This window comes from Streptomyces sp. NPDC037410, assembly GCF_055602235.1.
In genome coordinates, this window is the sequence record NZ_JBVJWR010000026.1 from 18,038 (window position 1) to 31,353 (window position 13,316).

13 protein-coding genes are annotated in these 13,316 nt (G+C 72.6%); 2 read left to right on the plus strand and 11 right to left on the minus strand.

Annotated elements, in window-relative coordinates:
* Nucleotides 1-114: 114 nt before the first annotated feature.
* Nucleotides 115-2,637, minus strand: coding sequence for an ATP-dependent Clp protease ATP-binding subunit (locus ACZ7HT_RS31990; protein ID WP_471172257.1), 2,523 nt, complete (start codon nucleotides 2,635-2,637; stop codon nucleotides 115-117).
* 463 nt (nucleotides 2,638-3,100) lie between these two features.
* Here ACZ7HT_RS31990 and ACZ7HT_RS31995 point away from each other — a divergent pair, with 463 nt between their 5' ends.
* The gene (locus tag ACZ7HT_RS31995; RefSeq protein ID WP_471172261.1) at nucleotides 3,101-3,688 is read left to right on the plus strand and encodes an SCO3374 family protein; all 588 of its coding nucleotides are present in this window, start codon (nucleotides 3,101-3,103) and stop codon (nucleotides 3,686-3,688) included.
* On the opposite strand, the gene ACZ7HT_RS32000 is transcribed toward ACZ7HT_RS31995, so the two are convergent.
* The 10 genes from ACZ7HT_RS32000 to ACZ7HT_RS32045 form a co-directional block, all read right to left on the minus strand.
* Nucleotides 3,667-4,002, minus strand: a complete 336-nt coding sequence (locus tag ACZ7HT_RS32000) for a histone-like nucleoid-structuring protein Lsr2 (protein WP_365224095.1) — start codon at nucleotides 4,000-4,002, stop codon at nucleotides 3,667-3,669. The two genes, ACZ7HT_RS31995 and ACZ7HT_RS32000, sit on opposite strands and share 22 nt — an antisense overlap.
* Before the next feature lie 153 nt (nucleotides 4,003-4,155).
* A complete protein-coding gene (locus ACZ7HT_RS32005; RefSeq protein WP_471172266.1) occupies nucleotides 4,156-4,674 on the minus strand; it encodes an amino-acid N-acetyltransferase in 519 nt (172 codons plus the stop codon).
* Nucleotides 4,675-4,714: 40 nt separating this feature from the next.
* A complete protein-coding gene (locus ACZ7HT_RS32010) occupies nucleotides 4,715-5,146 on the minus strand; it encodes a BlaI/MecI/CopY family transcriptional regulator (protein ID WP_471172270.1) in 432 nt (143 codons plus the stop codon).
* A 135-nt stretch (nucleotides 5,147-5,281) separates the two neighbouring features.
* Entirely contained in the window at nucleotides 5,282-5,452 is a 171-nt protein-coding gene (locus ACZ7HT_RS32015; protein WP_181924602.1) for a hypothetical protein, read from the minus strand.
* A 31-nt stretch (nucleotides 5,453-5,483) separates the two neighbouring features.
* Nucleotides 5,484-6,122, minus strand: a complete 639-nt coding sequence (locus tag ACZ7HT_RS32020) for a hypothetical protein (RefSeq protein WP_471172456.1) — start codon at nucleotides 6,120-6,122, stop codon at nucleotides 5,484-5,486.
* A gap of 97 nt (nucleotides 6,123-6,219) precedes the next feature.
* Complete coding sequence (locus tag ACZ7HT_RS32025) at nucleotides 6,220-7,026, minus strand: type III pantothenate kinase (RefSeq protein WP_116160333.1); 807 nt, start codon at nucleotides 7,024-7,026, stop codon at nucleotides 6,220-6,222.
* Nucleotides 7,026-8,045, minus strand: coding sequence for a carboxylating nicotinate-nucleotide diphosphorylase (gene nadC / locus ACZ7HT_RS32030; protein WP_471172276.1), 1,020 nt, complete (start codon nucleotides 8,043-8,045; stop codon nucleotides 7,026-7,028). The genes ACZ7HT_RS32025 and nadC overlap by 1 nt, the downstream gene beginning before the upstream one ends.
* Complete coding sequence (locus ACZ7HT_RS32035; RefSeq protein ID WP_471172278.1) at nucleotides 8,046-9,749, minus strand: L-aspartate oxidase; 1,704 nt, start codon at nucleotides 9,747-9,749, stop codon at nucleotides 8,046-8,048.
* Nucleotides 9,746-10,825 (minus strand): pantoate--beta-alanine ligase, encoded by a 1,080-nt coding sequence (gene panC / locus ACZ7HT_RS32040; protein ID WP_471172281.1) that lies wholly within the window; start codon nucleotides 10,823-10,825, stop codon nucleotides 9,746-9,748. The genes ACZ7HT_RS32035 and panC overlap by 4 nt, the downstream gene beginning before the upstream one ends.
* On the minus strand, nucleotides 10,822-11,802 hold the full coding sequence (locus ACZ7HT_RS32045) for a Rossmann-like and DUF2520 domain-containing protein (RefSeq protein ID WP_471172282.1): 981 nt from the start codon (nucleotides 11,800-11,802) through the stop codon (nucleotides 10,822-10,824). Before ACZ7HT_RS32045 ends, panC begins: the two co-directional genes overlap by 4 nt.
* A 126-nt stretch (nucleotides 11,803-11,928) precedes the next feature.
* Here ACZ7HT_RS32045 and ACZ7HT_RS32050 point away from each other — a divergent pair, with 126 nt between their 5' ends.
* Nucleotides 11,929-13,116 (plus strand): threonine aldolase family protein, encoded by a 1,188-nt coding sequence (locus ACZ7HT_RS32050; protein ID WP_471172284.1) that lies wholly within the window; start codon nucleotides 11,929-11,931, stop codon nucleotides 13,114-13,116.
* The last annotated feature ends 200 nt before the right edge of the window (nucleotides 13,117-13,316 follow it).

The following is a 13,316-nucleotide window of genomic DNA, read 5'->3' on the forward strand; positions in this document are numbered from 1 at the left end:
TACCCCCCCCCTCCCCCCCACCCCCCCCCCCCCCCCCCCCCCCCCCCCCCCCCCCCCCCCCCCCCCCCCCCCCCCCCCCCCCCCCCCCCCCCCCGCCCCTTGTTCAGCTACGGCTCACGCGTCCTTCGAGAGGTTCGGGCCCGGGCCGCCCGCTGCCTCGATCGGCGGGGCGTCCGGCAGGGCCGACTTCTCCTCGCCGCGGAAGGTGAACGTGCGCTCCTCGCCCTCGCCCTCCGTGTCCACGACCACGATGTGACCGGGGCGCAGCTCGCCGAAGAGGATCTTCTCCGAGAGCGTGTCCTCGATCTCGCGCTGGATCGTCCGGCGCAGCGGCCGGGCGCCCATCACGGGGTCGTAGCCCTTCTTGGCGAGCAGTTCCTTCGCGGACTGGGAGAGCTCGATGCCCATGTCCCGGTCCTTGAGGCGCTCGTCGACGCGGCCGATCATCAGGTCGACGATCTGGAGGATGTCCTCCTGCGTCAGCTGCGGGAAGACGATGATGTCGTCCACACGGTTGAGGAACTCCGGGCGGAAGTGCTGCTTCAGCTCGTCGCTGACCTTCGCCTTCATCCGCTCGTAGTTGGACTTCGTGTCGCCCTGGGCGGCGAAGCCCAGGTTGAAGCCCTTCGAGATGTCCCTGGTCCCGAGGTTGGTGGTCATGATGATGACCGTGTTCTTGAAGTCCACGACCCGGCCCTGGGAGTCGGTCAGGCGACCGTCCTCCAGGATCTGGAGAAGGGAATTGAAGATATCGGGGTGGGCCTTCTCGACCTCGTCGAAGAGGACGACGGAGAACGGCTTGCGGCGCACCTTCTCGGTGAGCTGGCCGCCCTCTTCGTAGCCGACGTATCCGGGCGGCGAACCGAAGAGGCGGGAAACCGTGTGCTTCTCGCTGAACTCCGACATGTCGAGGGAGATCATCGCGTCCTCGTCGCCGAAGAGGAATTCGGCGAGCGCCTTGGAGAGCTCGGTCTTACCGACGCCGGACGGGCCGGCGAAGATGAACGAGCCACCGGGGCGCTTCGGGTCCTTGAGACCCGCACGGGTGCGGCGGATGGCCCGCGAGAGGCCGATGACGGCGTCCTTCTGGCCGATGACGCGCTTGTGGAGCTCGTCCTCCATGCGGAGCAGGCGCGAGGACTCCTCCTCGGTCAGCTTGAAGACCGGGATGCCGGTGGCGGTCGCGAGGACCTCGGCGATGAGCTCGCCGTCGACCTCGGCGACGACGTCCATGTCGCCGGCCTTCCACTCCTTCTCGCGCTTGGTCTTCGCGGCGAGGAGCTGCTTCTCCTTGTCGCGGAGGGACGCGGCCTTCTCGAAGTCCTGCGAGTCGATCGCGGACTCCTTGTCGCGGCGGACGCCGGCGATCTTCTCGTCGAACTCGCGGAGGTCCGGCGGCGCGGTCATCCGGCGGATGCGCATCCGGGAGCCGGCCTCGTCGATCAGGTCGATCGCCTTGTCCGGGAGGAAGCGGTCCGAGATGTACCGGTCGGCCAGGGTCGCGGCCTGGACGAGGGCCTCGTCGGTGATGGAGACCCGGTGGTGGGCCTCGTACCGGTCGCGCAGACCCTTGAGGATCTCGATGGTGTGCGGCAGCGACGGCTCGGCGACCTGGATGGGCTGGAAGCGGCGCTCGAGGGCGGCGTCCTTCTCCAGGTACTTGCGGTACTCGTCGAGCGTGGTGGCACCGATGGTCTGGAGCTCACCGCGGGCGAGCATCGGCTTGAGGATGCTCGCGGCGTCGATCGCGCCCTCGGCGGCGCCCGCACCCACGAGGGTGTGGAGCTCGTCGATGAACAGGATGATGTCGCCGCGGGTGCGGATCTCCTTGAGGACCTTCTTCAGGCGCTCCTCGAAGTCACCGCGGTAGCGGGAGCCGGCGACCAGCGCGCCGAGGTCCAGGGTGTAGAGGTGCTTGTCCTTGAGGGTCTCGGGCACCTCGCCCTTGACGATGGCCTGCGCGAGGCCCTCGACGACGGCGGTCTTGCCGACGCCGGGCTCGCCGATGAGGACCGGGTTGTTCTTGGTGCGGCGGGACAGCACCTGCATGACCCGCTCGATCTCCTTCTCGCGCCCGATGACCGGGTCGAGCTTGGATTCGCGGGCCGCCTGGGTGAGGTTGCGGCCGAACTGGTCGAGGACCAGGGACGTCGAGGGGGTGCCCTCGGCAGGGCCGCCGGCCGTGGCGGCTTCCTTGCCCTGGTAGCCGGAGAGCAGCTGGATGACCTGCTGCCGCACCCGGTTGAGGTCGGCGCCCAGCTTCACGAGGACCTGGGCGGCGACGCCCTCGCCCTCGCGGATCAGGCCGAGCAGGATGTGCTCGGTGCCGATGTAGTTGTGGCCGAGCTGGAGGGCCTCACGGAGCGAGAGCTCCAGGACCTTCTTGGCACGCGGGGTGAAGGGGATGTGGCCGGACGGGGCCTGCTGCCCCTGCCCGATGATCTCCTCAACCTGCTGGCGGACCGCCTCGAGCGAAATCCCGAGGCTCTCCAGGGCCTTAGCGGCGACACCCTCACCCTCGTGGATAAGGCCCAGAAGGATGTGCTCGGTGCCGATGTAGTTGTGGTTGAGCATCCGGGCTTCTTCCTGAGCCAGGACGACAACCCGCCGCGCGCGGTCGGTGAACCTCTCGAACATCGTTAATCGCTCCTCAGAGCGGTCAGTCAGTTAGGGGTCGATCCCCTCCCTGTCCTTCCGCAGCTTAGTCCCGCAAGCGGGGACCGCTCATTCCAACTGCCGACATCCGTCCGGATCACCCCCTTCTCAGTGGGGAGACCTGCTGCCGAACAGCCGACAAATGCTCCAACCCGATGGTGCGAGACGATGTTCCCGCAGGCCAAGTAGTTACCCGCGCCATCAGTACGCCGATGGCGAACGTGAGACGCCGAAGCCCGCGAGTCGCCCCTCTCCACTAGGAATGTCTTACCCGTAAGGACTGACACTCCATGCGGCACACCCCGGTTCCCTCCGCTACCAGCGAACACCCTTGCGCGCCCGAATGCACTCGCACACCCCCATCCCGGACACCGTGCGCGACCCGTGGGGGACACTGCGTCACCGCCGGGCGTAACCAAGGCGCTCTCCCGGGAGTTCCCCCGGCATGGCCCTCACCGTTCCGCCGCCCCGCTCGCCGATCGACGGCGGCGTCGCGCGGTGGTACGAGGACGAGCTCGGCTGGGCGACGGTGGCGGGCCCGCCGGCGGCTCTGGTCACGGGGCTGCGCTTCGACGTCCTGGAGATGCCTGCCGAGGCCGGCCGGGGCGTGCTGCGCCGGATGGGCGCGGCGACCGGTCCTGTGGCCCTGGTGGGGCGCCGGATGGGGCTGCTCGTGGCCGCGGGGAGCGCGGAGGAGCTGCCCGGGCTGCTCGACTGGCTGGAGTGGGGCGGGATCTCACTGGATCTCGCGGTCCTCGGTGCCGACGGCCGGATGACCGCACCCCTTCCCCCGGGGTGGGGCGGATCCGGCGCGCCGGGCGCCGCGGTGTGGCTGCGGGCGCCCGCGCCGGGTCGCGAGGTCGAGGCCTCGCTGCCGGCGCTGCGGTCCGCGCCGTGGGGCGTTGCGGACGCCCCCTGTCTGGTGCGTCTCGTGGCCGCCGCCGCGGCGGAGTGCCACCGGGTGCGGCTGCTGAGTGCCCGTACCCGCGGGGCGGCTCAGCAGCTGTCGCCTCAGCGGTTCGCGTCCTCGTAGGCGGCCTTGATGTCGGCGGGAACGCGACCGCGGTCGTTGACGTTCATGCCGTTCTCCTTGGCCCACGCGCGGATCTTCGCGGTGTCCTGGCTGCCCGTCGCCACGGCGCGGCCCTTGCCGCGGCCGCCGGTGGTGCGGCCGCCGGTGCGACGGCCACCCGCGGTGTACGGCTCGAGCAGGCCACGGAGCTTTTCCGCGTTGGCGGTGGTGAGGTCGATCTCGTAGGTCTTGCCGTCCAGCGCGAACGTCACGGTCTCGTCCGCCTCGACGCCGTCGAGGTCGTCGACAAGAAGGACCTGAACCTTCTGTGCCACCGGATTTCCTTTCATCGAAAATGCAGTACGCGGAAAGGAAACCGCTTTTCCCGGAAAAACACAAACCCCTGGGAGAGGTTCAGATCCCCGGCAACGCGGGAAACGTGCGCGATTCGGACATAGGGTTCCACGAGAGGATCGCGGGCTTCCGCCTCACAGGTGCAGAAGCATCCGACTGTTGCCCAAGGTGTTCGGCTTCACTCGTTCGAGACCGAGGAACTCGGCGACTCCCTCGTCATAGGAACGGAGGAGCTCGCTGTAGACATCTCCGTCGACCGGGGTCTCGCCGATCTCGACGAAGCCGTGCTTCGCGAAGAAGTCGACTTCGAAGGTCAGGCAGAATACCCGCCGCACCCCGAGCCATCGGGCGGTGTCCAACAACTTGTCCAGCACCTGATGTCCGACGCCGGCGCCCTTGAAGTCGGGATCGACGGCGAGAGTGCGGACTTCGGCGAGGTCTTCCCACATGACGTGGAGTGCGCCGCAGCCGACGACGACGGCGTCCTCGTCGCGTTCCGCGACCCAGAACTCCTGGATGGACTCGTAAAGGGTCACGGTCGCCTTGTCGAGCAGGATGCCGCGCCGCACGAAAGGATCGACGAGACGGCGGACCGCGGCCACATCGCCGGTGCGGGCCCTGCGTACGGTGACGGCTTTGACGGAGGTCGACATGGGGGGACGCTATCGCAGGGCCTGTCCCGCGGATCAGGCCCTACGGACGGGCCTGTCCTTCGCCGCCCCCGGCCTCGCGCGGGGCGGCCGGGAGGGGGTTGTCCACGGCTGCCGTCGGCTGGACGATGCGGATGGCGTCGTTCAGCGACTCGCGCTGTTCCGGCGACATCATCCCGAAGAAGGCGACGAGTGCGGCGGCGGGGTTGTCGCTCTGGGCCCATGCCTCGTTCATGAGGGCGGCCGCGTAGGCGGCGCGGGTGGAGACCGCCGTATATCGATAGGCGCGGCCTTCGACTTCCCTGCGGACCCAGCCCTTCTGATGGAGATTGTCCATGACGGTCATGACGGTCGTGTAGGCGATGGACCGTTCCTGCTGGAGGTCCTCCAGCACCTCCCGGACGGTCACCGGGCGGTTCCATTGCCAGACGCGCGTCATCACGGCGTCTTCGAGTTCTCCCAGGGGGCGGGGCACAACGTCACCATAGTGGGAGAAACGGTAATAAGCGGCTATTCGCCACCCAAGCCGCACTAGAAGGACAAAAGGGTGCGCGACCGGTAGCGGTCGCGCACCCTCGGCGCAGTACGGGGCTCTCGCCCGCAGGACAGGCTAGGAGCCGTCCGCCTGGCGGGCGGCCTCGGCGCGGGCGAGGGCGGCGTCCACGACCGCGTCCTCCTTGGCCTTGTTCGGGCCGCCCTGGCTCTTGACGATCACGGTGACGAGGGCGATGAAGAACGCCGCCATCACGACGGGGGGCAGGAGCGCGGATACGTAGTCCATGCCGCCCAGAGTAGACCTGAGGGCCGTCCCCTCATCCGGCGACCCGCTCCTCCGGCGGGGGCGGGGGTACCGGGCGTCGCCGGGGCGGGAAGACCTCGGAGGGCTTGGGGGCCGGGCGCTTGACCGGGGCGGGCGGGGTCGGCTTGGGCTCGCCGCCCGCCCCGCGCCCGCCGGGCAGCGCGAGCAGCCGGGCCCGGGAGACGGTGGGCGCGCTGGAGGCGGTGGCCCGGGAGACGGTGGGCGCGCTGGAGGCGGTGGCCCGGGAGACGGTGGGCGCGCTGGAGGCGGTGGCCTGGGAGACCCGGGCCAGGCGCGCGCGTACGGAGCGCTCGGCGAGGACCTGGCAGCGGGCGAGCAGCTCGGCGGCGGCCGGGTTGCGGCGCAGCGCGCGCAGGGCGGCGAGGTCGTCGGCGCCGGGGTCGTAGCCGGCGGCCAGCGCGTCGCGGAGGAGCTCCAGGTAGCCGCCGAGGGACCCGGGCAGCGCCTCGCGGTAGCGGGTCAGGTCGTCGAGGAGGAAGGCGCGCTGCCGACCGGCCTCGCGGACCGCCTCGTCCACGGATTCGGCCAGGCACAGGCAGTTCTGGACGTCCTCGTCCTGGAGGGGGGCAGGGTGGAGGGCAGTGGCAAGGGCGCGGCGGAGCACACGCAGCTCGTCCGCGCTGAACGCCATGCCGCCGCGGGATCCGTATGGCGTGGGCATGGGCCGACACTACGCGCTAATCGGACAATTTTCTCTTAGCGATCATCGCGGCGCGCCGGGCCCACCCCTACATGCGGGACACGTTCCGCTCGTACACCAGGCGCAGGCCGATCAGGGTCAGCCAGGGCTCGTGCGCGTCGATCTCCTTCGAGTCGGCGAGGACCATCGGCGCCAGGCCGCCGGTCGCGATCACCGTGACGTCGGAGGGGTCGCCCTTCGGCCCGACCAGTTCGCGCTTCATCCGGGCCACGACGCCGTCGACCTGGCCCACGTACCCGAAGACGATGCCCGACTGCATGGCCTCGACCGTGTTCTTGCCGATCACGCTGCGCGGGCGGGCCAGCTCGATCTTGCGGAGCATGGCGCCCTTGACGCCCAGGGCCTCCACCGAGATCTCGATGCCCGGGGCGATCGCGCCGCCCGCGTACTCGCCGCGGGTGGTGACCGCGTCGTACGTCGTCGCCGTGCCGAAGTCCACGACGATCGCCGGGCCGCCGTACAGCTCGACGGCCGCGACCGCGTTGACGATGCGGTCGGCGCCGACCTCCTTGGGGTTGTCCGTGAGGATCGGCACCCCCGTCTTGACGCCCGGCTCCACGAGGACCGCCGGCACGTCCCCGTAGTACCGGCGGGTCACCTCGCGCAGCTCGTGCAGCACCGAGGGGACCGTCGCACAGATGGCGATCCCCTCGATGCCGTCGCTCAGCTCGACGCCGAGCAGCGGGTGCATGCCCATGAGGCCCTGGAGCAGGACCGCCATCTCGTCGGCGGTCCTGCGCGGGTCCGTGGAGATCCGCCAGTGCTCGACGATCTCCTCACCGTCGAAGAGACCGAGCACCGTGTGCGTGTTGCCGACGTCGATGGTGAGCAGCATCAGGCGCGCACCTCACGCAGGTCCAGGCCGATGTCGAGGATCGGGGAGGAGTGCGTGAGGCCGCCGACCGCCAGGTAGTCGACGCCGGTCGCCGCGTAGGCCGCCGCGTTCTCCAGGGTCAGCCGGCCCGAGGACTCCAGGACGGCGCGGCCCGCGACGAGGGCGACGGCCTCCTCGGTCTCGATCGGGGTGAAGTTGTCGAGCAGGATCAGGTCGGCGCCCGCGTCCAGGACCTCGCGGACCTGGTGCATCGTGTCGACCTCGACCTCGATCGGTACCTCGGGGAACATCTCGCGGACGGCCTTGAAGGCCTCGGCGACGCCGCCGGCCGCCACCACGTGGTTGTCCTTCACCAGGGCGGCGTCGGACAGCGACATGCGGTGGTTGACGCCGCCGCCGCAGCGGACCGCGTACTTCTCCAGGGCGCGCAGGCCCGCCGTCGTCTTGCGGGTGTCGCGGACCTTCGCCTCCGTGCCCTCCAGGACGTCCGCCCACGCGCGCGTGGCGGTGGCGATGCCGGACAGACGGCACAGGATGTTCAGCGCGCTGCGCTCGCCGGTGAGCAGGTCGCGGGTGCGGGAGGTGACGCTCAGGAGCACCTGCCCGGCCTCGACGCGCTCGCCGTCCTCGACGTGCCGCTCGACCTCGAACTCGTCGGTGCAGACGATCGACAGAACGGCCTCGGCGACCCGCAGACCGGCCACGACACCGGCCTCGCGGGCGGTGAAGTCGGCGGTGGCGACGGCGTCCTCGGGGACGGTCGCCACGGTCGTGACGTCGACCCCGCCGTCGAGGTCCTCGGCAATCGCGAGGTGGGCGATGTCCTCGACCTGGACGGGGTCGAGACCGGCGTCGGCGAGCAGCTGCGCGAGGGCGGGGTCGAGCCCGCACTCGAACTCCTCGCCGCCGCCGCAGCCGCAGCCGTCGCCGCAGCCGCCGGCCTCGTCGGAGGAGACCGTGTTGATCTGGATGAGAGGGACGTCCACGGGCTCGGGACGGGCTTCCTCGGGCGTGCTCACTTACGGCTCCCTGGGGGCGTCGAGGGTGGGGGGAAAGTCGGCGGTGTCGGTGGTGCGGACGTCGAGGGTCCGCCCCGGGGTGAGACGGGCGACGAGGTGCCGGTGCCAGCGCGCGTCGTCCCGCTCGGGGTGGTCCTCGCGCCAGTGGCAGCCGCGGGTCTCCTCGCGGCGGTCCGCCGCCGCGACCAGGAGGCGGGCGACGGCGAGCAGGTTGGTGGTCTCCCAGGACTCGACGCCCGGCTCGGCGGACTTCCGGTCGCCGGCCTCGTCGCCTTCAGCGGCGGGCGGGAGGTGGAGGGCCTCCAGCTCCCGGGAGGCCGTACGCAGGCTCTCGGCGGACCTGAGCACTCCCGCGCCCAGGGTCATCGTGCGCTGGATACGGCGCCGGGCGCCGGGGTCGAGCAGCGGCAGGACCAGCGGGGCCGGGTGCTCCACCGGGACGGCGGGACCGCGGCCCGCCGCGCTCGCCAGGACGTCCTCGGCGATCCGCTCGGCGAAGACCAGGCCTTCCAGGAGCGAGTTCGAGGCGAGCCGGTTGGCGCCGTGGACGCCCGTGCAGGCGACCTCCCCGCACGCGTACAGGCCCGGCACGGTCGTCCGGCCGCGCAGGTCGGTGCGGACGCCGCCGGAGGCGTGGTGGGCGGCCGGGGAGACCGGGATCGGCTCGGTGACCGGGTCGATGCCGTGGGCGCGGCAGGCCGCCAGGATCGTCGGGAAGCGCTGCTCCCACATCTCGGCGCCGAAGTGCCGGGCGTCGAGGTACATGTGCTCGGCGCCCTGCTCCTGCATGCGGCGGATGATCGCCTTGGCGACGATGTCCCGGGGCGCCAGCTCGGCCAGCTCGTGCTGCCCGAGCATGAAGCGGACCCCGTCGGCGTCGACCAGGTGGGCGCCCTCGCCCCGTACCGCCTCGGAGACCAGCGGCTGCTGGCCCTCGGAGCCGGCCCCGAGGAACAGCACCGTCGGGTGGAACTGGACGAACTCCAGGTCGGAGACCTCGGCCCCGGCCCGCACCGCGAGCGCGACGCCGTCGCCGGTGGAGACGCCCGGGTTGGTGGTGGCGGAGAAGACCTGGCCCATGCCGCCGGTGGCGAGGACCACCGCGGGCGTGTGGACGGCGCCGACACCGTCGTGCTGCCCCTCGCCCATGACGTGCAGGGTCACGCCCGCCGTACGGCCCTCGGCGTCGGTGAGGAGGTCGAGGACGAGGGCGTGCTCGATGAAGCGGACGCCCCGGTCCCGTATCGCCTCGACCAGGGCGCGGGAGATCTCGGCACCCGTCGCGTCCCCGCCCGCGTGCGCGATCCGGCGGCGGTGGTGGCCGCCCTCCCGGGTCAGCGCGATCTCGCCGTCGGCGTTCTTGTCGAAGTCGGCGCCGGTCGCGATCAGGCGGCGGACGGCGTCGGGGCCCTCCGTCACCAGGGCCCGCACGGCCCGCTCGTCGCAGAGCCCGGCACCGGCGACGAGGGTGTCGTCGAGGTGCTGCTCGGGGGTGTCGCCCTCGCCGAGCGCGGCCGCGATGCCGCCCTGGGCCCAGCGGGTGGAACCCTCGTCGAGCCGGGCCTTGGTGACGACGACCGTACGCAGCCCGGCGGCGGTGCAGCGCAGGGCGGCGGTGAGCCCGGCGACCCCCGAGCCGACCACGACGACGTCGGCGTCGATGGCCCAGCCCGGCGCGGGTGCTTGCAGCCGTATTCCGGTCACTTGGCGGCTCCGAAGGTCAGGGGGATGTTGTCGATGAGCCGCGTGCTCCCCACGCGCGCGGCGACCGCGAGGACCGCCTCCCCCTCGTGACCGTCGGCGACCTCGGTGAAGTCGGCCGGGTCCACGAGGGCCAGGTAGTCGAGGGTGAGCGGCGGCTCGGCCTTCGCCGCCTCGTCCAGGACGGCACGGGCCGCGGCCCGCACGGCCCCGGCGGCGCCGCCCTCGGCGGCCTGCGCGACCGCGTGGGCGTCGGCGGCGGCCCGGGCCTCGCCGAGCCGCGACAGGGCCTCGGCGCGGTTCTCGGCCCGGCCCTGGGCGCCGGGCAGCGAGACGGCACGCGCGCGCAGCGCCTCCTGGGCGGCGAGCCGCTCCCGGCCGGCGAACAGCGCGCGGGACAGCGACAGGGCCGTCCGGCGCTCCCCCGCCGACAGGTAGCGGTTACGGCTGGACAGCGCGAGGCCGTCGGTCTCGCGCACGGTCTCCACGCCGACGATCTCGACGGGGAAGTTCAGATCGCGGACCATGCGGCGGATCAGGGCCAACTGCTGGGCGTCCTTCTGCCCGAAGAAGGCCAGGTCGGGCGACGTGAGGTGGAGCAGCTTGGCGACGACCGTCAGCATGCCGTCGAAGTGGCCGGGCCGGGAGGCGCCTTCGAGGCGCTCGCCCATCGGGCCCGCGGTGATCCGGACCTGCGGCTCGCCGCCCGGGTAGACCTCGTCGACGGAGGGCGCGAAGACGACGCTCGCGCCCGCGTCGAAGGCCAGCGCCAGGTCGGCGTCGAGGGTACGGGGGTAGCGGTCGAGGTCCTCGCCGGCGCCGAACTGGAGCGGGTTGACGAAGACGGTGACGACGACGAAGCCCTTGGCGTCCACGCGCTCGCGTGCGGCCCGGATGAGGGTGGCGTGGCCCTCGTGGAGGGCGCCCATGGTCATGACCACGGCGGTGCCGCCCGGCGTCGCCCAGTGGACGGCCGCGTGCTCCAGGTCCTCGACCGTGGGAACCAGCTCGGCCGGCTCGTGGCGTACGGACCGGCCGCCCTCGGCGCCCTCGGTGCTCTTGCGGGCGAACAGGGTCATCGGTCGTCTCCTTGCGGCCCGTCGGCGGGGTCTGCGGGGTGGGCGGCTCCGCCCGACGGCTCGGCCAGCACGCCAAGGAGGTCCTCGGCCAGCTCGGGCTTGAGCAGGCCGTGCGCGAGCGCCCGGTCGGCGGTCGTGCGGGCCATCGCCAGATAACCGGCGACGGTGGCGGGCGCGTGCTTGCGGAGCTCGGCGACGTGGGCGGCGACCGTGCCGGCGTCACCGCGCGCGACGGGCCCGGTGAGGGCCGCGTCCCCGGACCGCAGCGCGTTGTCCAGGGCGGCGCCCAGGAGCGGGCCCAGCATCCGGTCCGGGGCGGCGACCCCGGCCTTGTGGAGCAGCTCCATCGACTGGGCCACCAGGGTGACCAGGTGGTTCGCGCCGAGGGCCAGGGCCGCGTGGTAGAGCGGCCGGGCCTCCTCCGCGATCCACTCGGGCTCGCCGCCCATCTCGATCACCAGGGCTTCGGCGGCGAGCCTCAGCTCCTCGGGCGCGGTCACGCCGAAGGAGCAGCCGGCGAGCCGCTGCACGTCGACGGCGGTGCCGGTGAAGGTCATGGCGGGGTGCAGGGCGAGCGGCAGGGCACCGGCCCGGCGGGCGGGGTCCAGGACCCGCGCCCCGTACCGCCCGGAGGTGTGCACGAGCAGCTGGCCAGGACGTACGGCTCCGGTGTCGGCGAGGCCCTCGACCAGGCCCGGCAGCGCGTCGTCCGGCACGGTCAGCAGGACCAGGTCGGCGAGGGCGAGGACGCGGGCGGGCTCGACGACCGGGACGTCGGGCAGGAGCTCGGCGGCGCGGCGCCGGGAGGCCTCGGAGACCGCGGAGACGGCGACGGGGCGGTGCCCGGCGAGCCGGAGCGAGGCGGCGAGGGCGGGGCCCACCCGGCCGGCGCCGACGACTCCGACGGTGAGCCGGGCGGGTCGGTCCTCGGCCCGGGGCTCCGACGCTCTGGGCTCTGGCGCTGCTGGTGCGTTCACGGTGGGGACGGCCTTCCGTTCCAGTCCTCGGCGGGTACCGGACGATTTCTGGTCATGCTACGCCAGCGTTTCGACCTGCCTCCGTGGCTGTCCACAGGGTGTGGGCGATGATGTGATGATCGGCCCATGAATCCTGAGACTCCTGTGGACGAGACTTCCGTCGAGGCTCCTGCGGACGAGGAAGCGGCCCGGCTCCACCGGCTGAAGGTGTGGGGCGGCGCGGAGCGCACCCTGTGGGACACCTCGGTCGACGGCACGGCCGGCTCGCGGCTGCGTGAACTGGCCTCCTGGGCGGAGGCCGCGGGCCACGGCGAGGCCCCGATCGACACGTACGGGAACGGGCTCGTGGAGGAGCTGGAGCGGCGCGTCGCCGAGGAGCTCGGTCTCCCCGCCGCCGTCTTCTTCCCGACCGGCACCATGGCCCAGCAGGTGGCGCTGCGCTGCTGGGCCGGGCGCACCGGCAGCCCCGTCGTCGCCCTCCACCCGCTCGCCCACCCCGAGGTCCACGAGAACGGCGCGTTCGGGGCCGTCTCGGGGCTCCGCACGGTCCACCCGACCGGCGCGCCCCGGCTGCCGACCGCCGAGGAGGTACGGGACCACCCGGAGCCCTTCGGGACGCTGATGCTGGAGCTCCCGCTGCGGGACGCCGGCTTCGTGCTGCCGTCCTGGGAGGAGCTGACCGAGGTGGTGGAAGCGGCCCGGGAGCGGGACGCGGTGGTCCACTTCGACGGGGCCCGGCTGTGGGAGACCACGACGCACTTCGGCCGCGGGCTCGCGGAGATCGCGGGGCTCGCCGACAGCGTGTACGTCTCGTTCTACAAGTCCCTCGGCGGCCAGTCCGGGGCCGCGCTCGCCGGTCCCGAGGAGGTCATGGAGGAGGCCAGGGTCTGGCGGCACCGGTACGGCGGGATGGTCTTCCAGCAGTACCCGGCGGCGCTCTCCGCACTCCGGGGCCTGGACGTCGAGCTGCCCCGGCTGCCCTCGTACGTGGCGCACGCGCGCGTGGTGGCCGAAGCGCTCCGCGAGGCGCTCGCGGAGGCGGGCACCGGCTGGTCCCGGGTCCACCCGGAGACCCCGCACACCCACCAGTTCCAGGTCTGGCTGCCGTACGCCCCGGACGTCCTGACGGCGGCGGCCCTCGCCCAGACCGAGGACACCGGCACCGCGTTCTTCCGCCGCTGGTTCACCCCGGGCGCGGCCGCCCCGCCGGGAGTCTCCTTCACGGAGCTGACGGTGACGGGCCCCGGCCTGGAGTGGACGGCGAAGGACGTGAAGGAGGCGGTACGGGACTTCCTGGCACGCGTCGAGGGGTGAGGCGGCGGGCCCCGGACGGCGGGAGCCGACGTGGCGGGGCCTCGGGCCGCGAGCGGGCGGGAGCCGACGTGTCCGGGCCTCGGGCGGGGGGGGGGGGGGGGGGGGGGGGGGGGCGCCGCCTCCCCCCCGGCCCCCCCCCCCCCCCGGGCGGGGGGGGTGGGGGGCGGGGGGCGAGAGGAAAAGCCGAGAAAGTACAACGC